This window comes from Micromonospora sp. CPCC 205546, from assembly GCF_036902715.1.
GTDB lineage: Bacteria > Actinomycetota > Actinomycetes > Mycobacteriales > Micromonosporaceae > Micromonospora.
On sequence record NZ_JBAKHL010000011.1, the window covers coordinates 97636 to 120215 of the forward strand.

Annotated in this window: 8 protein-coding genes; 6 read left to right on the forward strand and 2 right to left on the reverse strand. The window is 73.3% G+C overall.

The window, feature by feature from the left end:
- Positions 1 to 62: 62 nt before the first annotated feature.
- Complete coding sequence (ileS, locus tag V6U77_RS09235; protein ID WP_334605827.1) at positions 63 to 3185, reverse strand: isoleucine--tRNA ligase; 3123 nt, start codon at positions 3183 to 3185, stop codon at positions 63 to 65.
- Positions 3186 to 3667: 482 nt separating this feature from the next.
- On the opposite strand from ileS, the gene V6U77_RS09240 reads away from it, so the two are divergent.
- Together V6U77_RS09240 and V6U77_RS09245 are read left to right on the forward strand one after the other, a co-directional pair.
- Positions 3668 to 6721, forward strand: coding sequence for a non-ribosomal peptide synthetase (locus V6U77_RS09240; RefSeq protein ID WP_334605828.1), 3054 nt, complete (start codon positions 3668 to 3670; stop codon positions 6719 to 6721).
- Between the two features lie 2 nt (positions 6722 to 6723).
- Positions 6724 to 7785, forward strand: a complete 1062-nt coding sequence (locus tag V6U77_RS09245) for an LLM class flavin-dependent oxidoreductase (protein ID WP_334605829.1) — start codon at positions 6724 to 6726, stop codon at positions 7783 to 7785.
- On the opposite strand, the gene V6U77_RS09250 is transcribed toward V6U77_RS09245, so the two are convergent.
- Positions 7742 to 8803 carry a thioesterase domain-containing protein gene (locus V6U77_RS09250; protein WP_334605830.1) on the reverse strand — a complete coding sequence of 354 codons (1062 nt, stop codon included), beginning with the start codon at positions 8801 to 8803 and terminating at the stop codon, positions 7742 to 7744. The genes V6U77_RS09245 and V6U77_RS09250 overlap by 44 nt on opposite strands.
- Before the next feature lie 117 nt (positions 8804 to 8920).
- Here V6U77_RS09250 and V6U77_RS09255 point away from each other — a divergent pair, with 117 nt between their 5' ends.
- The 4 genes from V6U77_RS09255 (at position 8921) to V6U77_RS09270 (ending at position 22354) form a co-directional block, all read left to right on the forward strand.
- On the forward strand, positions 8921 to 14314 hold the full coding sequence (locus V6U77_RS09255) for a type I polyketide synthase (RefSeq protein WP_334605831.1): 5394 nt from the start codon (positions 8921 to 8923) through the stop codon (positions 14312 to 14314).
- Positions 14301 to 16481, forward strand: a complete 2181-nt coding sequence (locus V6U77_RS09260) for a lantibiotic dehydratase (RefSeq protein ID WP_334605832.1) — start codon at positions 14301 to 14303, stop codon at positions 16479 to 16481. The genes V6U77_RS09255 and V6U77_RS09260 overlap by 14 nt, the downstream gene beginning before the upstream one ends.
- Before the next feature lie 100 nt (positions 16482 to 16581).
- The gene (locus V6U77_RS09265; RefSeq protein ID WP_334605833.1) at positions 16582 to 17553 is read left to right on the forward strand and encodes a quinone oxidoreductase family protein; all 972 of its coding nucleotides are present in this window, start codon (positions 16582 to 16584) and stop codon (positions 17551 to 17553) included.
- Positions 17540 to 22354 carry an amino acid adenylation domain-containing protein gene (locus V6U77_RS09270; protein ID WP_334605834.1) on the forward strand — a complete coding sequence of 1605 codons (4815 nt, stop codon included), beginning with the start codon at positions 17540 to 17542 and terminating at the stop codon, positions 22352 to 22354. Before V6U77_RS09265 ends, V6U77_RS09270 begins: the two co-directional genes overlap by 14 nt.
- Positions 22355 to 22580 lie beyond the last annotated feature (226 nt).

Sequence of the window (22580 nt, forward strand, 5' to 3'; positions counted from 1 at the left end):
GTCGACCCGGGTGGCAGGTCGACCGGGTGTGCGGGCACGAGGTGCCCGCACACCCGGTGGTGTCACGCCTTGCGCAGCCAGAAGACCAGCCCGAGGTCCTCGTCGGTGAAGCCGGTCGGGTTCGGCCACTCGGGCTCGCCGGCCGCGAAGTCCGCTGCCAGGACCTCGTCCGCGATCAGCGGCGCGTGCTCGGCCAGCGCGGCAGAGGTGCCGGGGTCGTCGCTGCGGTAGCGCAGCACGATCCGGTCCGCGACCTCGAGGCCGCTCGACTTACGGGCCTCCTGGATCTGGCGGATGGCGTCGCGGGCCACACCGGCCCGACGAAGCTCCGGCGTCAGCTGCAGGTCCAGCGCCACGGTCACCCCGGCGTCGGTCGCCATCGCCCAGCCCTCGCGCGGAGTCTCGGTGATGAAGAGCTCCTCGGGGCCGAGGGTGATCTCCTCGCCGTCGACGACGAGCGAGGCCGTGCCGGACGTACGCAACGCCTCGTTCAGCGCGGCCGCGTCCGCCGCGGCGATCGCCGCGGCCACGGACTGCACCGCCTTGCCGAAGCGCTTGCCCAGGGCACGGAAGTTCGCCTTGGCGGTGGTGTCGACCAGCGAGGTGCCCACCGCGGTCAGCGGCTGAACCTGCCCGACGTTGAGCTCCTCGGCGATCTGCGCGAGCAGTTGCTCGTCCAGGTCGCCGAAGCCCTGTGCCGAGACGAGGACACGCGAGAGCGGCTGGCGGGTCTTGACGCCCGCCTCGGCCCGGGCCGAACGACCCAGCTCGACCAGGCGACGCACCAGCGTCATCTGCGTCGACAGCGCGGGGTCGACCAGCTCCGCCTGCGCCACCGGGTAGTCGGCCAGGTGCACCGACGAGGGCGCGTCCGGCGAGACCGGCACGACCAGGTCCTGCCACACCCGCTCGGTGATGAACGGGGTGATCGGCGCCAGCAGCAGCGTGACGGTGCTGACGGCCTCGTGCAGCGTGGCCAGGGCGGCGGGGTCGCCACGCCAGAAACGCTTGCGGCTTCGGCGCACGTACCAGTTCGACAGGTCGTCGACGAACGCGGACAGCAGCCGACCCGCCCGCTGGGTGTCGAACCGCTCCATCGCCGCGTCGACCTCGCCGATGAGCAGGTGCAGCTCCGACAGCAGCCACCGGTCCAGCAGCGGCCGGTCGGCCGGTCGCGGGTCGTCGGCCGACGGCGTCCAGCCGGCGAGGCGTGCGTACAGCGCCTGGAACGTGACGGTGTTCCAGTACGTCAGCAGAATCTTGCGGACGACTTCCTGGAGCACCGTGTGCCCGACGCGGCGTGCGGACCACGGCGATCCGGAGGCTGCCATGAACCACCGGACGGCGTCGGCGCCGTGCTCCTCCATGAGCGCCATCGGATCGAGGATGTTGCCGAGGTGCTTGGACATCTTGCGCCCGTCCTCGGCCAGGATGTGGCCGAGGCAGACCACGTTCTCGTACGAGGACCTGCCGAAGACCAGCGTGCCGACGGCCATCAGCGTGTAGAACCAGCCCCGGGTCTGGTCGATGGCCTCGGAGATGAACTGGGCCGGGTAGCGCTTGGCGAACAGCTCGGCGTTCTGGTACGGGTATCCGAACTGCGCGAACGGCATGGCGCCGGAGTCGTACCAGGCGTCGATGACCTCCGGCACCCGGGTGGCGGTCAGGCCGCAGTGGCAGGCGAAGGTGACCTCGTCGATGAAGGGCCGGTGCGGGTCGAGGTCGGCCAGGTCGCGGTTCGCGAGCTCGCCCAGCTCGGCCAGGGAGCTGACGCAAGTGAGGTGGCCTTCCTCGCACCGCCAGATCGGCAGGGGCGTGCCCCAGTAGCGGCTGCGGGACAACGCCCAGTCGATGTTGTTCTTCAGCCAGTCGCCGAAGCGACCGTGCTTGACGCTGTCCGGCTGCCAGTTCGTGGCCTCGTTCTCCCGCAGGAGCTGGTCCTTGATGGCGGTGGTGCGGATGTACCAGGACGGCTGGGCGTAGTAGAGCAGCGCCGTGTGGCAGCGCCAGCAGTGCGGGTAGCTGTGCTCGTAGGGCAGGTGCCGCAGCAACAGGCCGCGTTCCTGCAGGTCCGCCACGAGCACCCGATCGGCGTCCTTGAAGAACTGCCCGCCGACGAGCGGCAGCTCGTTGTCGAAGGTGCCGTCGGGCCGGACCGGGTTGACCATCGGCAGCCCGTACGCGCGGCAGGTGGCGAGGTCGTCCGCGCCGAACGCCGGCGCCTGGTGCACCAGCCCGGTGCCGTCCTCGGTCGTGACGTAGGTGGCGTTGACCACGAAGTGGGCGTCCGGGACCTCGACCAGGTCGAACGGCCTGGCGTAGCTCCAGCGCTCCATCTGGCTTCCGGTGAACGTCTCACCCGTCGGCGTGTAGCCCTCCCCGAGCACCTTCGCCAGCAGTGGCTCCGCCACCACGACCTGCTCGACGCCGTCGGTGGCCACGACGTAGGTGACGTCGGGGTGGGCCGCGACGGCGACGTTGGAGACCAGCGTCCAGGGAGTCGTCGTCCACACCAGCAGCGAGGCCCGCCCGGCCAGCGGGCCGGAGGTCAGCGGGAACCGTACGTACACCGACGGGTCGGTGACGGTCTCGTACCCCTGGGCCAGCTCGTGGTCGGACAGGCCGGTGCCGCACCGCGGGCACCACGGTGCGACGCGGAAGTCCTGGATGAGCAGGCCCTTGTCGAAGATCTGCCGCAGCGACCACCACACCGACTCGATGTAGCCGGGGTCCATGGTGCGGTAGGCGTCATCCATGTCGACCCAGTAGCCCATGCGGCGGGTGAACTCGGCGAACGCGTCGGTGTGGCGGGTGACCGACTCGCGGCAGCGGGCGTTGAACTTCTCGATCCCGTACGCCTCGATGTCCTGCTTGCCCGAGAAGCCGAGTTCCTTCTCCACCGCGAGCTCGACCGGCAGGCCGTGGCAGTCCCAGCCCGCCTTGCGGGCGACGTGGAAGCCCTTCATCGTCTTGTAACGGGGGAAGACGTCCTTGAACACGCGCGCTTCGATGTGGTGCGTGCCGGGCATGCCGTTGGCAGTCGGCGGACCTTCGTAGAACACCCATTCCGGCCTACCGGCCGACTGGCTCAGGCTGCGCTCGAAGACGCCGTGCTCCTGCCAGAAAGCCAGGATCTCGTGTTCCAACCCTGGCAGGTGCACCTGACCGGGAACAGCGTTGTACATCTCAAACCCTCCGTCGGATGTAGCTTGCACTCCGGACGGAGGGACGAGACTCGCGTCCCGCGGTACCACCCTCCTTGGCTGCGCGCAGCCCTCTCATTGGTGTCGCTGTCGGCTCTACTCGGCCCCGGGGGCCTTTCCTCCGACGGCTCCGGGGTGATCCTCGTGCCGCGCACACCCCCGGGCTTCCACCGTCCCCGGGTCGCTCTCGGCTGCGTGCGGCACTACCTGTCCCCTTCAACGCCTCGCGGTTTCGGATTGTAGCCGCCCCCGGGAGGGCCGGCCAGCAGGATCGCCGGGTCTCGTGGGCGCGCCCGGGCGGCGGGGGAGGTCCCCCACCCGGCGCGGCCGGGAGCCATCGGACCCCGACTCGGTTACCCCTGTTCGCTTGATACCGCGTGAACTGCGACGTTAGCCTCTGCGCGGTGTCCGTCGCGGTCGACCCAGTATCGCGCCCTGTCACCGATCAGGTGAGGTGAGCCGTGTTGTCCGCGAAGGAACGTGCCCTGTGGTTGCTGGAGCGGTCACTTCCCGGCAGCGGCGTGAACAACGTGCCGATCGCCTTGGTCACGACGCAACGGCTGGACGTGGCGGCGGTCCGGGCGACCCTGGACCAGCTGGCGCGGCGGCACCGGGCGCTGCGCACCCACGTCGTCGAGGTCGACGGCGAGCCCGCGCGGCTGGTGGCCAAGTCGGCAACGGTGCCGTTCGCACTCGTGGAGGCGGCGACTGACGAGATCGGCCGGGCCTGCCGGGAGGCTGCGGCACGGCCGTTCGACCTGGCCGACGAGATCCCCGTCCGGGCGGTCCTGGTGCGGTGCCCGGACCGGGACGTCGTCTGCCTCTGCCTGCACCATCTGGCGGTCGACGCGGTCTCGGGCGCGGTCCTGGCCGAGGAATTCGCCAGGCTGTACCCGGCCATGTCCACCGACGGCCGGCCACCGGCGGCGCTGGCCGGGCCGGCACCGGTGGCGGAGCCGGCCGCCCTGACGGCGGCGGGGCTGGACTTCTGGCGGCGGCACCTCGCGGACCTGCCGGGGGTGTCGGCGGCGTTGGAGTTCGGCCGCCCGGATCCGGCGGTACCGACCTTCGCCGGGGGCACCGTCACCCGACGCCTGTCCGGGGCCGCGACCGACGCCGTGCGGGACCTGCGTCGCGCCGGCCGCGCGACCGACAACATCGTGCTGCTGGCGGTGTACTACGTGCTGCTGTCCCGCCACGGCGCGGGACAGGACCTGGTGGTGGGGGTGCCGGTCGACCTGCGCGACGGCGCTGCCCGGCGGGCGGTCGGCTACCACATGAGCACCCTGCCGCTGAGGATGCGGGTGACGCCGGAGCGCACCTTCCGCGAGGTGGTGCGGGAGGCCCGCCGGCTGTTCGTCACCGCGATGGAACACGCCGACGTGTCGTACGAGGAGCTGGAGCTGTCGTACCCGCGCGACGACGCCGCCTGGTGGGTACCGCCGTTCCGGCACATGTTCAACCACCGGCCGCCCGCCGAGCCGGCGCCCGACGGCGGGGACGAACTGCCGTCCGAGCTGCTGGAGGTCGACAGCGGGCACAGCCGGCTCGACCTGGAACTCGTCGTGCTGCGTGAGGGCGACGGCATCACGCTGAAGGCGGCGTACGCCTCGGAGATCCACGACCCGGAGGACGTCGCGGCGCTGCTGGCGCGGTACGAGGCGATGCTGGAACGGCTGCCGGGACAGATGGATCTGCCGGTCGGGGAGCTCGACGTGTGGAGCGCGGCCGACCGGGCCGCCGTCGACGCCGCCAACGCCACGGCCGCCGACGTGCCGGTGCCGACCGTGGCGCAGGGGATCGCCGCCCAGGTGGCGGCCCGTCCCGAGGCGACGGCGATGGTCGATCGCCATGGCGTGGACCGGACGTACCGCGAGTTGGCGGAGCACGCGGGCGGTGTCGCCGCGCGGCTGACGCGGGTGGGGGTGGGGCCCGGCGCGATCGTCGGCCTGTACGCCGAGCGGGGCCCCGGGTGCGCGTCCGCCGCGCTGGGCATCTGGCAGTCCGGGGCGGCGTACCTGCCGCTCGATCCGGAGCAGCCGGCGTCGCGGCTGGCGTACGAACTCACCGACGCCCGCGTCGACGTGCTGCTGGTGGATCGCGAACCGCCGCCGGGCGTGGTGCCCGCCGGCTGCCGCGTGATCGACCTGGCCACGGTCGAGCCGGCCGGGCACGCCTGGCGGGCCCCGGACCCGGCCGATCCGGCGTACGTCATCTACACCTCCGGCTCCACGGGGCTGCCCAAGGGCGTCGTGCTCAGCCACGCCAACCTGGCCAACGTGGTGCGGCACTTCACCACCGAGATCGGCGTGACCCACCGGGACTCCCTGCTCTGGCTGACCACCTTCGCGTTCGACATCTCCGCGCTCGAGGTGTTCCTGCCGCTGGTCGCCGGGGCCCGGGTGGTCGTCGCCGACGACGCCGCCCGCAGCGACGGTGCGGCCCTGCTCGACCTGGTGGAGCGCCACGACGTGTCGGTGCTGCAGGCGACGCCCACGACGTGGCGGCTGGTGGTGGACGAGGCGAAGGGGCGGCTGCGGGGACGGCGGGTGCTCTGCGGCGGCGAGCCGTTGCCGGCGCACCTGGCGCGGGCGCTGGTCGAGACCGGCTGCACGCTGTGGAACGTGTACGGACCGACCGAGACGACGATCTGGTCCACCAGCGCACTGGTCGAGGACGTGGACGCGGGGGTGCCGGTGGGACGGCCGATCGCTAACACCACCGTGGTCGTCGCCGACGGGCAGGGCCGCCCCCGGCCACCGGGACTGCCGGGCGAGGTGTGGATCGGTGGCGACGGGGTCGCCGCCGGCTATCTGGGCCGCCCGGAGTTGACCGCGCAACGCTTCGGCGAGCTGGCCGGCGCGGGCCGGTTCTACCGCACCGGGGACGTTGGCCGGTGGCGGCACGACGGCACGCTCGAGCTGCGGGGACGCACCGACCGCCAGATCAAGTTGCGGGGCCACCGCATCGAGCTCGGCGAAGTGGAGGCGGTGCTGGAGCAGCACCCCCGGGTGAGCGCGGCGGCGGTGGTCCTGGTCGGTGACCCGAGCGCCGACGGCGGGCTCGTGGCCTTCGTCCGCGCCGCCGAGGCCGGGATCGCCGACGACGTGTGGCGGTTCGCGAGGGAGCAGCTCGCGTCGTACGCGGTCCCCGGCGACGTGGTCGTGCTGGAGACGATGCCGACGACCGGCAACGAGAAGGTGGACTACCCGACGTTGACGAGGCTGGCCGAGGAGCGGTCGGCCACCCGCGAGACACGGGACAGCGAGGAGACACCGGTGGCCGACGGGTTGGTCGGCGAGCTGGTGACGTTGTGGCGGAACCTGCTCCGGGCACCTGACCTGGACGAGCGGTCGCACTTCTTCCGCAGCGGGGGCCACTCCCTGCTCGCGGCGAAGCTCGCCCAGCAGGTGACCAGATCAACCGGGGTACGGGTATCTTTGGCCGCGGTCTTCTCGGCCCCGACGCCGCAGGCGCTGGCGGGGTTCGTACGGGACCAGCAATCGGGTGGAGCGTGACAATGCGACTCGGACTCAGTCTCGGCATGCTGCACGACCGGACGAGCCTCGGTGACCTGCTGCGACTCGCCCAGGAGGCGGACCGGCTGGGCTACGAGGTCCTCTGGGTGGCCGAGGCGTACGGAAGCGACGCGCCGACGGTGCTGGCCTGGCTGGCCGCCCAGACCGAGCGCATCGACCTGGGGGCGGCGGTCATGCAGATCCCGGCGCGGGCCCCCACGATGACGGCGATGACGGCAGCCACACTCGACCTGGCCAGCGACGGTCGGTTCCGCCTCGGGCTCGGCATCTCCGGCCCGGTGGTCTCCGAGGGCTGGTACGGGGTCCAGTTCGGGCAGCCGTTGACCCGCACCCGCGAGTACGTGGCCGTGGTCCGCGCCGCGCTGACCCGCCGTCCGGTCCGGTTCGCCGGCCGGCACACCACGCTGCCGCTGCCCGGGGCGCCGGGTGAGCCGCAACGGCTGACCATCCGGCCGCTCCGCCGGGACCTGCCGGTCTACCTGGCGGCGCTGGGCCCGCGGAATCTGGAACTCGCGGGGGAGATCGCCGAGGGCTCGCTGTCGCTGTTCCTGCCGCCGGAGGGCGTCGGGGAGGTCCTCGCGCACGTCGCGACCGGGCGTTCCCGCGCTCCGGGCGGCGACCGGGCGGACTTCGACCTCGTCGCCACCCTGCCGCTGGCGATCGGAGACGACCTGGACGCGTGCGCGAACCAGGTCCGGCCGTACGCGGCCCAGTTCATGGGAGTCGGGGGCAACGCCCGCAACTTCTACGTCGAACAGGCCGAGCGGCTCGGCTACGGCGAGGCGGCGCACCAGGTGCGGAAGCTGTTCCAGGCCGGCGATCCGGACGCGCTCGCGGCGCTGCCGTTCGACTTCCTCGACCGGACGTGCCTGCTCGGTGACCCGAAGCGGATCGAGGCCACCGTGCAGGCGTACGCCGCCGCCGGTCTCGGGACGCTGTCGGTCGCACCCCGGGGCGCGACGACGGACGACCGGATCGCCGTGCTGCGGGAGATGGCGGCTATCTGGCGGCGGTGCGGTCTTCCGCTGCGCCATGACGGATGAACCAGTCACGGAACTCGGCGGTCGCGAACACCTCGGTGTGCGAGGCGCTGTGCCGGATGTCGACGCCGCCTTCGAACATCGTGTCGAGGTGGGCCAGCACCTTCTCCCGGTGCTCGGCGATCGCGGTCAGGTAGGAGTCGGTGAACCAGGCGGTCGCCGTGGTGGCCACCGGCGCCAGCGTGCCCCCGGTGAGGCCGAGGAGGTCGGCCACCACACCGAGCCCCCGGTAGAACTGCCGTTCCACCGGGTCGTGGTGGGGGCGCGGGTCGTCCATGCGGGCCAGCACCTGGGCCAGCGGTGTCTCCGTGGCGGGTTTCCGCAGCAGCCGCGCGGCCGGTTCGGGACGCCGCTTGAGCTGGTGCACCCGGAACATCACCGCCTCGCGTCGCGGTGCGGAGGCGTGGCGCAGGTCGGGGTCGACGAAGAACATCCGGTCGACCGCCTCGCCCTGCTGCCGCAGCAGGTTCGCCATGGCGACGGCGACGACCGCGCCGGCGCAGTACCCGGCGAGCCGGTAGGGACCCGACGGCTGGGCGGCCCTGACCTGCTCGACGTAGGCGGCGGCGAGCTGCTCGACCGTCGCCGGGGTGGGCTCGTCGTACCACCCGGGGGCGCGCAGGCCGACCACGGGGGCCGGCAGGTCGACGTCCTCGAGGTGCTTGAGGAACCAGCTCACCTCGCCGTCGGCGCCGTGCACCAGCCAGGTCGGGGAGCTGCCGTCGCCGCCCAGGCGCACCTGCGGACCGGGCCGGTTGACCGGTTGCTCGGCGATCGCCCGACCGATCTGTTCCGCGGTGAGCCCGGCCAGGGTCGCCGCGTCGGCGCGTAGGTGGAAAATGTCGCCCAGATCGCGTCGAATGCGATTCCATTCGCTTTCGATGACGCCGAGTTCACCGAGAGTGACGTGCGGCGGGGGTAGTTGTGGCAACCCCATCGCCTCGGCGACGACGATTTGAGTACCCAGCGCGGCGTAATCGGCGAATTCACGGGTCAGCCGGTTCAGAACGTCTTGCGACACACGTCATTGTAGCGGGCGGGCCCGGCTCGGCGGCACTGCGCAGGGCCGTTGACACGGGCTCGGACCCGAGACTAGGGTCGCGGCTGGCCGACCCAACAATATCGCAAAGGAGTGTCGGTGACCGCCACTCTCGGTAATCCTGGCGACGCCATTGCTATTGTCGGAGTGGCGGCCCGGTTACCGGGAGCACGCAATGTGCGGGAATTCTGGCACAATCTCCGTAACGGCACGGAGTCGGTCGAACACCTCGACCCGGAGGTCGCGCGGAAACGGGAACTCTCCCCTGCGGCAGTGGATGCGCCGGGTTACCGTCCGGTCACCGCGACCGCTGACGACCTGGACCTGTTCGACCCCGAGTTCTTCGGTTTCACGCAACGCGAGGCCGAACTCTGCGATCCGCAGTTCCGGCTCTTCCTCGAACTGTCCTACACCGCGCTGAACGACGCCGGGTACGACCCGCGCAGGATCGGCCAGCGGGTGGGTGTCTTCGGCGGGGCGACCACCAACCGGTACCGCCAGGACTACATCGAGCGCAACCGGTCGGTCAGCCGGGCCGCCGGTCTGACGAGCATGAGCACCGGCAACAACGCCGACTACATCGCGCCGCTGGTGTCGTACCGGCTCGGCTTCATGGGGCCCAGCGTCTCGGTCTACACCGCCTGCTCGACGTCGCTGGTCGCGGTGCACCAGGCGATGCAGGCGCTCCGCCGGGGCGAGTGCGACGTCGCGGTCGCCGGCGGCGTGCAGGTCGACCTGCCGCTGGGCGGCGGCTACCCGTACCTGGAGGGCGGGATCCTGTCGCGCGACGGGCACGTACGCCCGTTCGCCGCCGACGCCACCGGCACGATCTTCGCCGACGGGGGCGCGTTGGTCGTGCTCAAGCCACTGGCGGCGGCCCAGGCGGCCGGCGACCAGGTCTACGCGGTGATCCGGGGATCCGCGGTCAACAACGACGGCAACCAGCGGGCCGGCTTCACCGCGCCCGGCGTGGAGGGTCAGTTGGCCCTCATCCGGGCGGCGCTGGACGACGCCCGGGTGGGTCCCGAGGACATCGGGATGGTCGAGGCGCACGGCACCGGGACGCGTGTCGGCGACCCGATCGAGGTGGCGGCGCTGAGCGCGGCCTACCAGGAACGCACCGACCGCCGCCAGTACTGCTGGCTCGGATCGGTGAAGGGCAACGTCGGCCACCTCGGCCCGGCCGCCGGCACGGTGGGCCTGATCAAGGCGATCCTCGCGGTCCGCGACGGCGTCATCACGCCGACGATCAACTGCACCGAGCCGAACCCGGCGATGGATCTGCCGAACACCCCGTTCGTGCTCGCCCGCGAGGTGCGGGAGTGGGCCGATCCGGAATGGCGGGACAGCGCCGCGCCCCGGATCGCCGCGGTCAGCTCGTTCGGCATCGGCGGCACCAACGCCCACGTCATCGTCGAACAGCCCCCCGCCGCCCCCGCTCCGGCCGCGTCGCCGGCACCGGGCCCGGCGGCGCCGCAGCTGTGGCCGGTCTCGGCCCGCTCCGCCGACGCCCTCGCCGCCAGTTGCGCCCAGCTGGCGGAACATCTGCGCGACACCGGGCACGACCCGGCCGACGTGGCGTTCACGCTCCAGGAGGGGCGCGCCGCGTTCGCGCACCGCAAGCTGATCACGGTCACCGACCCGGCGGCGGCGGTGGCGGAGCTCGCCGGCGAACCGACGGTGCGTACGGTCGCCGGGATCGCCGGCACGCCGCAGGTGACGTTCCTCTTCCCCGGCCAGGGCGCGCAGTTCCCCGGCTCCGGGCGCGAGTTGTACCGCACCTTCCCGGTCTACCGCGACGCCGTCGACACCTGCGCCGACCAGCTCGCCCCGCTGCTCGGCTTCGACCTGCGGGAACTGCTCGACGCCGAGCCCGGCGACGAGCGGGCCGCCGCGCGGCTCAACGAGACGGCCGTGACCCAGCCCGCGCTGTTCACCGTCGAATGGGCGCTGGCGCAGCTGCTGATCTCCTTCGGGGTCCGGCCGGCGGCGCTGCTGGGCCACAGCATCGGCGAGATCGTCGCGGCGACGGTGGCCGGCGTGTTCACGCTGCCGGACGCCCTGACCCTCGTCGCCCGGCGGGGGCAGCTCATGCAGGGGCTGCCGCCCGGCGGCATGTTGTCGCTGTCGCTGGGCGCGGACGCGGTCCGGGAGATGCTGCCGAGCGAGCTGGACATCGCCGCGAGCAACTCCCCGTCGTCCTGCGTGGTCTCCGGCGAGCTCGCCGCGGTCGAGCAGTTCGCGCAGGAGCTGGCCGACATCGGGATCACCGCTTCCCTGCTGCGCACCTCGCACGCGTTCCACTCCCGGATGATGGCGCCGATCTGCGACGAGCTGGCCGCGCTGGTGGAGAGCTTCCCCCGGCAGGCGCCCCGGCTGCGCTACCTGTCCAACGTCACCGGTGACTGGATCACCGAGGAGCAGGCGACCAGCGCGGCCTACTGGGCCACCCACGTCCGGCAGGAGGTGCGGCTGGAGAGCTGCCTGGCCCGCCTCGACGACCTCGACGACGCGGTGCACCTCCAGGTCGGGCCGGGGCAGTCGATGAGCGTCTTCGCCCGCCAGTACGCCGCCAGCCGGGGTCGGTCGACGACCGCGCTGACCACGATGGCGCTGCCCAACGACACCACGGCCACCGACGCGACCGTGCTGGCCACGACCCTGGGCCGGCTCTGGGTCGCCGGGGCCGAGCTGGACTGGTCGGCGGTGCGGGTCGGCGGCGGGCGACGGGTGAGCCTGCCCGGCTACCCGTACGAGCGGCGTCGCTGCTGGGTGGACCCGGACCCGGAACGGCCCGGATCGTCCGACGACGACGTCGAGGTGTCCAACGATCCGTTGCAGACCCCTCTCTACCTGCCCGCGTGGCGGGCCCAGCCGGTGGCGCGTCGGGACGGCAGCCTGCTCGGCGAGACCTGGCTCGTCCTCGCCGACGCCGACGACCGGGTGGGGGCGGAGATCGTCGCGGAGGCCCGGCGCCGGGACGTGTTCGTGCTGCCCGCGTACGCCGGCCCCGGTTTCGTGGCCGCACCGGACGGCTACGAGTTCGACCCGGACCGCACGCAGGACGTGGAACTGCTGGTGGAGGCCGTCCACGAGTCCGGCCTGCTGCCGGACCGGATCGTCTACGCGCTGTTCGACGCGGACGACGACCCGCAACGGGTGGCGCACCGCGCGTACCACCGGATGGCCGCGCTGGCCAAGGCGCTGCTGCGGACCTTCCGGGCCGAGGTCGAGCTGGTCGCGGTCACCGACCGGGTGTGGTCGGTCAACGGGGAGCCGGCGCGGCCCGAGGGCGCCACGGTCGCCGGCCCGTTGCGGACGCTGCCGCGCGAGCTGGGCACGGTGCGGGTGCGGCAGGTCGACGTGGCGCCGACCGCCCCGGCGGTGGCGGCCACGGTGGTCGGCGAGATCGGCGCCGGCGGTGACCGGGAACTGGTCGCGCTGCGCGGCCACCGGCGCTGGGTGCACCACCACGCGTCGATCCCGAACGAGCCCGTCCGCGCTCCCCGGCCCGCGGGCGCCGGGGGCGTCCTGCTCGTCACCGGCGGGCTCGGCGGGCTCGGCCTGGCGATCGCCGAGGACCTGGCGGCCCGGCAGCGGACCGACTTCGCGCTCGTCGGCCGGTCCGGGCTGCCGGACCGGGACCGTTGGGACGACGTGGACGCGCCGGTCGAGACGCGGGAGAGGATCGCCGCGGTCCGGCGCATCGAGGCGACCGGCTCCCGGGTGCTGGCGCTGGCCGCCGACGTGACCGACGCCGACGCGATGGCGACCGCCGTGGAGCGGACCCGGGCCGAACTGGGCCCGATCACCGGGATCGTGCACGCCGCCGGGCTGCCCGGCGGGCAGTTGCTGGCCCTGCACGACGCGGAGGCCGCCGACCGGGTGCTGGCCCCGAAGGTACGCGGCACGCTGGTGCTCGACGCGCTGGTCCAGGCCGGTCGGCTGCCCGAGCTGGACTTCGTCGCGCTCTTCTCGTCGATCGTCTCCGTCTCGGCGGACTACGGGCACAGCGACTACGCGGCGGCGAACACCTTCCTCGACGCGTACGCGGCCGCGCGCGCGGACGACTCGCCGTATGTGGTGGCGATCAACTGGTGGGGCTGGCAGGAGGTCGGCATGGTGTCGACCGACCGCGCCGGGGAGGGCTTCCGCACCCTGCAACGGCTGCGGGGCGGCTCGGCGGTCACCCCGCTCGACCACCCGTTGCTGCACCGCGCGTCCCGGGACGGGGACGGGGACGGCTGGACCTTCGAGGTCGACCTGGACGTCGACGGGCACTGGGTGCTCACCGACCACCGGATCGGCGGCGTCGGGGTGCTGCCCGGAACGAGCCTGCTGGAGATGGCCCACGCGGCGGCCCGGCACGCCCTCGGTGCGGTGCCGGTGCGGCTGACGGACGTCGTCTTCATCGACCCGGTGCGGGTCACCGGGCCGCTCACCGGGGTGCTCACGCTCGTCCCGGTCGAATCGGGCGGCTTCGAGTTCGCGATCAGTTTCGCCGCCGCCGGGCAGCCGGCCACGGTGCACTGCCGGGGCCGGGTGAGCTCCGCGGCGGACCGGGTCCCGGCCCGCGTCGACGTCGACGCGATCCGCGAGGAGCTGGTCGAGGGGGACGCGGAGCAGTCGTACTCGGGGCTGGTGGAGTTCGGCGAACGGTTCCGTGCGGTCAGCCGGTACTGGAACAAGGACGACCGGGGGCTGGTCGAGCTGGACCTGCCGGCGGTCGGCCGCGACGACGCGGACCGGTACGCCCTGCACCCGGCGCTGCTGGACCGGGCGGTGTACGGGCTGTCCGGCGCCGCGGGCCACAGCTACCTGCCGTTCCTCTACCGCTCGGTGGAGGTGCGTCAGCCGATCCCGCAGCACTGCTGGGTGGTGCAGACCTACCACGGCGACCCGACCCGCCCGGAGTTCATGGAGGTCGACGAACTCGTGGTCGACGCCGACGGCACGGTCTGCGTGGTCGTTGAGGGGTACACGCTGCGCAGCGTCGACCAGGGGATCGCCACCCCGGCCCGGCCCACGGGCGAGGCGGCGGCACGCGGCACCGGGATGCTGACCAACGCCGAGGGCGGCGAGCTGTTCCGGCGGATCATGGGGCTGCGGCCGGGACCGCAGGTCATCACCTCCGTCGGGTCGCTGCCGGAGCGGTTGGCGCGGGCCCGAACCTTCGACCAGCACACGGTCGAGGCGGCGGAGACGGTCGCCGAACCGGTCCGCACCATCGGCACCACCTTCGTGGCCCCCCAGACTCCGGTGCAGCGGGAACTGGCGCAGTTGTGGTGCGAGTCGCTCGGCCTGACCCAGGTCGGCATCGACGACGACTTCTTCCTGCTCGGCGGCTCGTCGCTGACCGTCGTGCAGCTGGCGTCACGGATCCGGGAGCGGCTGTCGGTGGAGCTGTCGGCCGCCGACATGTTCGAGTACCCCACCATCCGCAGGCTGGCCGGGCTGTTGGACACCGATGGGATGGCCGATGGGATCAGCTGATCACGCCTTCGGCGGCGGGCGCTGGCAGGTGTGGCCGACGCTGGTGACGCGGACCACCGGGATGCCGTTCGACTGGATCGACTTCGAGGCGACCGGCGACTTCGACACCGACGAGAAGGCGGCGCAGGAGGTGGTGACGGCCATCGCCGAGCAGCCGTCGGTACGCGAGGCGCTGCTCTGGCAGAACCCGGTCATCTACCGCCGCCGGTACCGGGAACGCGCCGCGCCGGCGGCGGGGAGCCGCCAGCGCCAACGGGACCGGGCCCTCTGGGCGTACGCCTCCCGGTACTGCGCGAAGAACGACATGATCGGCTTCTTCGGGCCGGTGGTGTGGGGTCGGTGGGTCGACGGCCCCACCGAGATCGGGGAGGCGGGCCGGCCGCTGCGCCGGCGGAGCACGTCCTTCGAGTACTGGGCGATCCAGACCCTCGCCAAGGCCCTGCACGACCGGCACGACCTGAGCCGGTGGACGGTGCCGAGACGCGCGCCGGTCACCCACCTGGAGGGCGAGACCCTGTTCCTCGCCGACGGCACCGAACTGCGGCTGTCGGGGATGCGGGCCCGGGTGCTGGCGCTCTGCGACGGCCGCCGGACCGTCGACGACATCGTCGCCGAGCTCGCCGACGTCGAGCGGGACACCGTGCTCGCCGAGATCGACCGGCTGCGCACGATGCGGCTGCTGACCAGCGGCTTCACCGTGCTGCGCGGAATCAACCCGGAACGGGCGCTGCGGGGGCAACTGCTGCGGGTGACCGACCCGGACCGCCGGGCCGCCGCCCTGGCGGACCTCGACCGGGTCGTGCGGGCGCGCGACCGGGTGGCCGGGGTCGACGGCGATCCGGTCGCGCTCGACGCCGCGCTGGACGAACTCGACTCCTGCTTCGTCGAGGTCACCGGCGGTGACGCCTACCACCGGGCCGGCGACTTCTACGCCGGGCGGACGGTGGTGTTCCAGGACTGCCACGGTGGTCTCGACGTGTCGTTGAGCACCGGGCTGCTCGACCGGGTCGCGCCGGCGCTGGACCTCGTGCTCGCCGGGGCCGCGTGGTACTGCCGGCGTACCGCCGCCGAGTACGAGGCGTGGCTCACCCCCCACGTCGATCCGGTGGCGGGGACGCCCCTGATGAACGTGATGGACATGGTCGCCCGGTCGGCCACGTACGGGGAGGAGTCGCCGCCCGCCGACGCGGCCGCCGCCGAGCTGCGGCAGCACTGGGAGCGGCTGCTGGTGCCCGATCCCGACGCCCGGGCGGTGCACCTGACCAGCGACGAACTGCGGGCCGGGGTCGAGGCGGCCTTCCCGGCCGGCCCGCCGCCGTGGCCCCAGGCCCGTTGGCACAGCCCCGACCTGATGATCGCGGCCGAGGACATGGCGCAGGTGCGCGACGGTCGGGCGACGGTGGTGCTGGGCGAGGTGCACCCGGCGATGCAGACCATGGACGTGGTCTCGGCGTACGAGTTCCACCCGGACCGCCCGGGGCTGCACCGGCTGATCGACGACGCGATGGGCGACGACCGGATCATCCCGATCTATCCGCTGAGCACCGGCGTGCTCAACTCCCGCACCGTGCCGCCGGACACCTACCTGTCGGCGCGGTACCGCTACCTGGGACTCGGCGCGGAGGCGCCGTACGGGCCGCCGGACCGGCTGCTGCCCGCCGCCCGGCTGCGGCTGCGCCGCAGCGACGCGGGGCTGGTGGTGACCGACGACCGGGGCGGCTTCGAGGCGCCGGCGGTCCAGGTGCTCGGTGACTTCCTCTCCCACGCGGCGGCGCAGCGGTTCGGGCTGCTGCCCGCCCGCCCGCACCAGCCCCGGGTGACGATCGACGGCCTCGTGGTGTCGCGCGAGTCGTGGACGGTCCCGACGGACAGCCTGGGCGGCCAGGGCGCGGCGCTGTACGCGGCCGCCGCCCGGCTGCGGGACGAACTCGGCCTGCCCCGGCACGTCTTCGCCACCATCGCCGGGGAACGCAAGCCGTTCCACGTCGACCTGTCGAACCCGATGTCGCTGGGGGTGCTCGGGCACCGGCTGCGCCGCCGGGACAACGCCCGGCTCCGGTTCACCGAGATGTTGCCCGCGCCGGACCAACTGTGGCTGCGGGACGCGCACGACCGGCGGTACACCGCCGAGTTCAGGTTCGTCTGTGTCGATCGGTTCGGCCGATGAGGGGCCGTGGGCCACGTCCCGGCCGGCCCCTGCGGGGCGACGACGGCACGACTGTCGGGTCAGGTCACCGGCCGGAAGGTGCGGTGATGCGGGTGTCTTGGTGGGAGGCAGTGTGAAGGCGGTCGTGGTCGAGCGGTTCGGCCCCGCGGAGTCGCTTACGGTGACCGACTTCGCCGAGCCGACGCCCGGGGAGAACGAGGTTCTCGTCCGGGTGGCGAAGGCCGGCATCAACTTCGCCGACAAGCATGTCGTCGAGGGCTCCTACAGCTACCGGCCACCGCTGCCGTACGTCCCGGGCATCGAGGCGGTCGGCACCGACCCGGACGGGCGCCGCGTCGTCGCGCTGCCCCGTACCGGTGGGGCGTGGGCGCAGTGGGTGGCCGCCCCCGCCGCGACGCTGGTCGCGGTCCCCGACGCCGTCACCGACCTGCAGGCGCTCGCGGTGGCCAACCAGGGCTTCGCCGCCTGGCACATCCTGCGCACCGCCGGCCGGATGACCCGGCAGGACACCGTCGTGGTGAGCGCCGCCGCCGGTGGCGTCGGGTCGCTGGCGGTGCAGCTCGCCCGGGCGTGGGGTGCCAGGCGGGTGATCGCGCTCGCGTCCAGCGACGCCAAGCGGGAGCTGGCGGTGCGGCTCGGCGCGGACGTCGCGCTCGACCCCACCGGGGAGGACCTCGCCGACGAGATGCTCGCCGCCAACGACGGCAAGCCGGTCGACCTGTACCTGGAGATGTCCGGCGGTGCGGCCCTCGACACGGCGCTGGCCTCGCTCGGCCGGCTCGGCCGGCTCGTCACCTACGGCGCCGCCTCCGGCAGGGGCAGCACGCCGATCCGCCCGGAGTCGCTGATGCAGGGCTCCCGCAGCGTGGTCGGCTTCTGGGCGAACGACCTGGTCACCCGATACCCGAGGATCACCGCGGAGACGATGACCGGCCTCTTCGGGATGATCGCCAAGGGCACCCTGACGCCGATCACCGAGCACGTGTATCCGCTGGCCGAGGCGGGCAAGGCGCTGACGGCGCTGGCCAACCGGGAGACGACGGGAAAGCTCGTACTCGATGTCGTCGACTGAACCGGGCCTGTTCGAGCTGATCAGTGCGGCCGGGCGGCGTGGACCCGACCTGACCGCGATCCGTTGCGCCGACGAGTCGATCAGCTACGGCCGCCTGCTCACCGTCGCGTCGTGGCTGGCCGAGCGGCTGCGGGCCGTCGGTGTCGGGCAGGGCGACGTCGTGGCGGTCTGCGCCGGTCCGTCGACCGCGTACCTCGTCGGCGTCGTGGCCGCACTCGCCGCCGACGCGGTCTTCCTGCCGATCGAGCCGACACTGCCGCCGGCCCGGATCGCGGCGCTGCTCGACGGGGCGGCGCCCGCCGCGATCCTGCGGGTGCCCTCGTTCCCGCAGTTCACGACGGATGTGCCGGTCCTCGACCTGGACTGGACGGCGGCACCGGAGGACGTGCCGCTGGCCCGGCCCACGGCCCACGGCGAGGACCCCGCCTACCTGCTCTACACCTCCGGTTCGACCGGTACGCCCAAGGGCGTGCTCTGCCACCACCGGGGGATCATCAACCTGGTCGACGACTACGCGGCGCGGGCGTCGTTCGGGCCGGGTGACGTCGGCACCGTGTGGGCCGCGCTGAGCTTCGACGTGTCGGTGTACGAGTTCTTCACGATGCTGCTCGTCGGCGGCACCGTGCTGGTCGTGCCTGACGAGATGCGGCTGGAGCCGGAGCCGTTGTTCGAGCTGCTGGCCCGGGAGTCGGTGGGGCACGCGTACCTGCCGACGGTCCTGCTCCCGCCCCTGCGCGAGTGGCTGGACACCCATCCGGGCGAGCTCACGATGCGGCGGATGATGGTGGGCGTCGAGCCGATCTCGGAGGGGCTGCTGCGCGAGATCGCCGCCGCCGTGCCGGGGCTGCGGATCGTCAACTCGTACGGCCCGACCGAGACACACGTCATCGCCACCGCGTACGACATCCTCCTCGACCGCCCCGAGTCGGGCGACGGTCGGGCCCCGATCGGCACGGGGGTACGCGGCGTCACCACGCACGTCCTCGACCCGGACGGCAACCCGGTCCCGGACGGCGAGGTCGGCGAGCTGTGGCTCGGCGGCGTCCAGGTGGCCGTCGGCTATCACCGTCGACCGGACCTCACCCGCGAACGCTTCGTGCCGGACCCGTTCTCCGACACCCCCGGCGCGCGCCTGTACCGCACGGGTGACCTGGTGAAACGCCTCCCCGACGGCAACCTCGTCTATCGGGGGCGGGTCGACCGGCAGATCAAGCTGCGCGGGTTCCGGGTCGAGCTGGCAGAGGTGGAGGCGGTGCTGGAACGCCACCCCGGCGTGACGGACGCCGTCGTGGTGCAGCCGGAGGCGGTCCCCGACACGCTCTGCGCCTACGTGCGCGGTACGGGCACCGCCGAGGAGGCGCTCGCGCACGTGCGCGAGCTGCTGCCGGCGTACATGGTGCCGAACTGGGTGGTCTTCGTCGACGGGTTCCCGTTGCGGGCCAACGAGAAGGTCGACCGGGCGGCTCTCGCCCGGCGTGCGCTGCCGGACGCGCCCACCTCCGGCGGCGACGACGGCGCACCCCGGACGCCCACCGAGGAGGCCGTCGCCCGCCTCTGGGCGGAGGTCCTCGCCACCGACACCGTCGACGTGACCGCCGACTTCTTCGCGCTGGGCGGGCACTCGCTGGCGGCCGTGCAGCTGGGCGGCCGGATCCGGCGGGACTTCGGGGTGGACCTGAGCGTGGCCGACCTGTACCGGCACGGCACCGTGCGGGCACTCGCCGCCGCCGTCGACAGCCGGCGGCCCGCCCTGGCGTCGGCACCGGGCCCGGCGCGGGCGAGCCGGCGGATCGGACCGCTCTCCCCGGCACAGCAGGCGCTGCTGCTGCTGCACCGCCTCTACCCGGGCCTGCCGGCCTACACCCTGGCGACGCTGCACCGCCTGACCGGCGATCTCGACGTCACCGCCCTCACCGAAGCGCTGAACCTGGTGGTGGAGCGCCACTCGGCGCTGCGCACGGTCATCACGACGGTCGGCGACCGCGACGTCCAGCGGGTGCTCGACCACGAGCCGGTCGAGCTGCCGGTCGTCCCGGTCGCGCCGGACGAACTGGCCGAGCGCGGCGACGCCGAGGTGGCGCGGGCGGGCTTCGACCTGGCCGGGGGGCGGTTGTTCCGGGCGGTGCTGTTCCGCACCGCGCCCGAGGAGCACACCTTGCTGCTCATGGCGCACCACATCGTCACCGACGGCTGGTCGCTCAACGTCATCCAGCGCGACCTGGGCTTGGCGTACGAGGCGGTGCGTGCCGGGCGGGCACCGGCGTGGCAGCCGCTGTCGGCGCAGTTCATCGACATCGCCACCGAGCAGCAGGCCGACGCGTATCAGCAGACGGTCGCCGCCGAGCTGGACTTCTGGCGCAAGGAGCTGGCCACGATCCCGGCCCCGCTGCGGCTGCCCGTGCAGCGCCACCGGCCGGGGCGGCCCCGTTTCCGCGGTGGCCGGGTCACCGTACCGCTGCCGGCCGACACCATGGAGGCGGTCCGGTCGCTCGCCCGGTCGCTGCACACGACGGTCTTCGCCGTGCTGGTCACCGGCATCCAGGTGATCCTCTCCCGGTACAGCGGCCGCGACGAGTTCCTGCTCGGCATGCCGGTGGCCGGGCGCGACGACGCGCGCGCCGAGGACCTGGTCGGATTCTTCAACAACTCGTTGGCGCTGCGCTGCGAGGTGGCGGAAACGGCCACGGTGACGGAGCTGGCCGTGGCCACCCACGAGCGTCTCACCACCGCGCTGGAGCACCCGCACGTCCCGTTCGACCTGCTGGTACGCGAGGTCAACGCCCCGCGCACGCCCGGGGCGAACCCGCTGTTCCAGATCTGGTGCAACATGCTGTCCTACCCGCCGGCGCCACTGGAGCTGGCCGGCTGCCAGGTCGAGCCGTTGCCGTCCCCCCTGGCGGGAGCGCTCTTCGACCTGTCCTGGTACTTCGTCTCCGACGGCGACGACCTGAACCTCGAACTGGTCTACGACGCCGACCTCTTCGACGACGGCCAGGTGCGGGCCATGGCCGAGCACCTCTGCACGCTGCTGCCGACGGCCGCCGCCGCGCCGGACGCCACCCTCGCCGACCTGGACTTCGGCAGGAACGACCCGGGGCGGGCGGCACCCGGGTTCGTCGCGCCCGGCCCCCACGTCGTGCGGCGGTTCCGGCAGGCCGTGTCGCGCGACGGCACGGCGCCCGCGATCGGCGACACCCACTCGTACGCGCAACTGGACGCGGCGGTCACGGAACTCGCCGCCGCGTGGCGCGGCAGGGGACCGGTCGGCATCGTGGCGGCCCGGACCCCGTCGGTGCCGGTGGGCATCCTGGCGGCGCTCACCGCCGGCGTCCCGTTCGTGCTGTTCGACGCCTCCCAGCCGCTGCCCCGGCTGCGGCGGATGGCCGCGCGGGTCCGGCCGGGCACCTGGTGGGACGCCACCGAAGGGCAGTACCCGGGCCTCGTCGAGCGGCTCGACGGACCCGACCGGGGTGCCGGTGAGCCCGTCCCCGACGGCACCGCCTACGTCGCCTTCACCTCCGGCACCACCGGCGAACCCGCCGCCGTCGCCGCCGGTGAGGAACCGTTGCGCGCCTTCCTGGAGTGGTACGTCCCCCGGTTCGACCTCACCGACGCGGACCGCTTCGTGCTGCTGTCCGGGATCGGCCACGACCCGCTCCTGCGCGACGTCCTCACGCCGCTGTCCGTCGGCGCACGGCTCTTCGTGCCGCCCCGGGCGGCGGTGGAGTCACAGGTCACGATGGCACGCTGGCTCGCCGAGGTGACGCCGACGGTGCTGCACCTGACGCCCGCCACGGCCCGGCTGCTGAGCGCCGCGGCGGTCGCCGCGGGTGTGACCCTGCCGTCCGTACGCCTGGTGGGCCTCGGCGGCGCCGCGATGACGCGGGCGGGGCTCGCCGACGCGCGGAAGCTGTTCCCCCGGGCGCGGCTGCTGTCGTACTACGGCACCACCGAGACGCCGCAGGTGGTCAGCGTGGCCGACGTGGGCGCCGACGGGAACGTCGGCACCGGCGGCCCGACCGCCCACCTGTCGGTGGTCACTCCCGCCGGGCTGCCCGCGCCCGTTAACGGCATCGGCGAGATCGTGGTACGCGGTCCGTACCTCGCCCTGGGCTACCTGGGTGACCCGGCCCGGACGGCGCGGCAGTTCCACCTCCGGGACGGGGTACGCGAGTACCGCACCGGCGACCTCGGTCACCGGCGGCCGGACGGCAGCATCGTGCTCACGGGCCGGGCGGACCGGCAGGTCACCGTCAACGGCCTGCGGGTGGAGCCGGCGGAGCTGGAGTCCGTCGCCCGGGAGCATCCGCTGGCCCGGGACTGCGTGGTGACGACCACGGCCCGATCGGGGTCGACCGAGGTCGTCGCCTTCGTGGAGGGCGACCCGGGGGCCTTGTCCAGCGAGGACGTGTTCCGGCACTTCGCGGAGCGACTGCCCGACACCATGACGCCGACCCGGGTGCTGGTCGTACCGGCGATCCCGTCGACCCCCAACGGCAAGCCGGACCTGGACCGCCTCGCGGAGCTCGCGGACGCCGCCGCCGGCGCGGGCGCCCCGCGCCCGGCCGGGGACGCGGCCCTGGTGGCGACGATCGCCCAGGTCTGGACGACGATGCTGGGCATCCCCGGCCCGCCCGCCCCGGACGCCAACTTCTTCGACTGCGGCGGTACGTCGGCCGGCCTGCTGCGGGTGCAGGCCGAGCTGTCCCGCCGGCTGTCGCGGGAGGTGGCCCTGCTGGACCTGTTCCGCTATCCGACGATCAACGGCCTGGCGGCGGCGCTGGGGGCCGGGCAGGCGTAGCGCGCGCAACCTTCCGCAGCCGTTCCGCGAGCAGAGCGCGGCACCGCGCGTCGAGCCGCTGACCGGGCGAGGTGCCGGGCGGCGGCACTGGCCCGCGGCACCTATGCTCGCGGCCATGGGAGCTGTCAAGCCGTGGCACCTGTTCGTCCTGACGATCTGCTGCCTCCTGCCGACCGTGGTGGCGATCGTCGGCGGGGTCCTGGCGGTCCGCAGATCGCGCAACCGG

Coding starts and splice junctions, on each gene's coding strand:
- V6U77_RS09270 (WP_334605834.1), top strand. CDS start 17,540: ATGTCGTCGACTGAACCGGGCCTGTTCGAGCTGATCAGTGCGGCCGGG.
- ileS (WP_334605827.1), bottom strand. CDS start 3,185: ATGTACAACGCTGTTCCCGGTCAGGTGCACCTGCCAGGGTTGGAACAC.
- V6U77_RS09245 (WP_334605829.1), top strand. CDS start 6,724: ATGCGACTCGGACTCAGTCTCGGCATGCTGCACGACCGGACGAGCCTC.
- V6U77_RS09260 (WP_334605832.1), top strand. CDS start 14,301: ATGGGATCAGCTGATCACGCCTTCGGCGGCGGGCGCTGGCAGGTGTGG.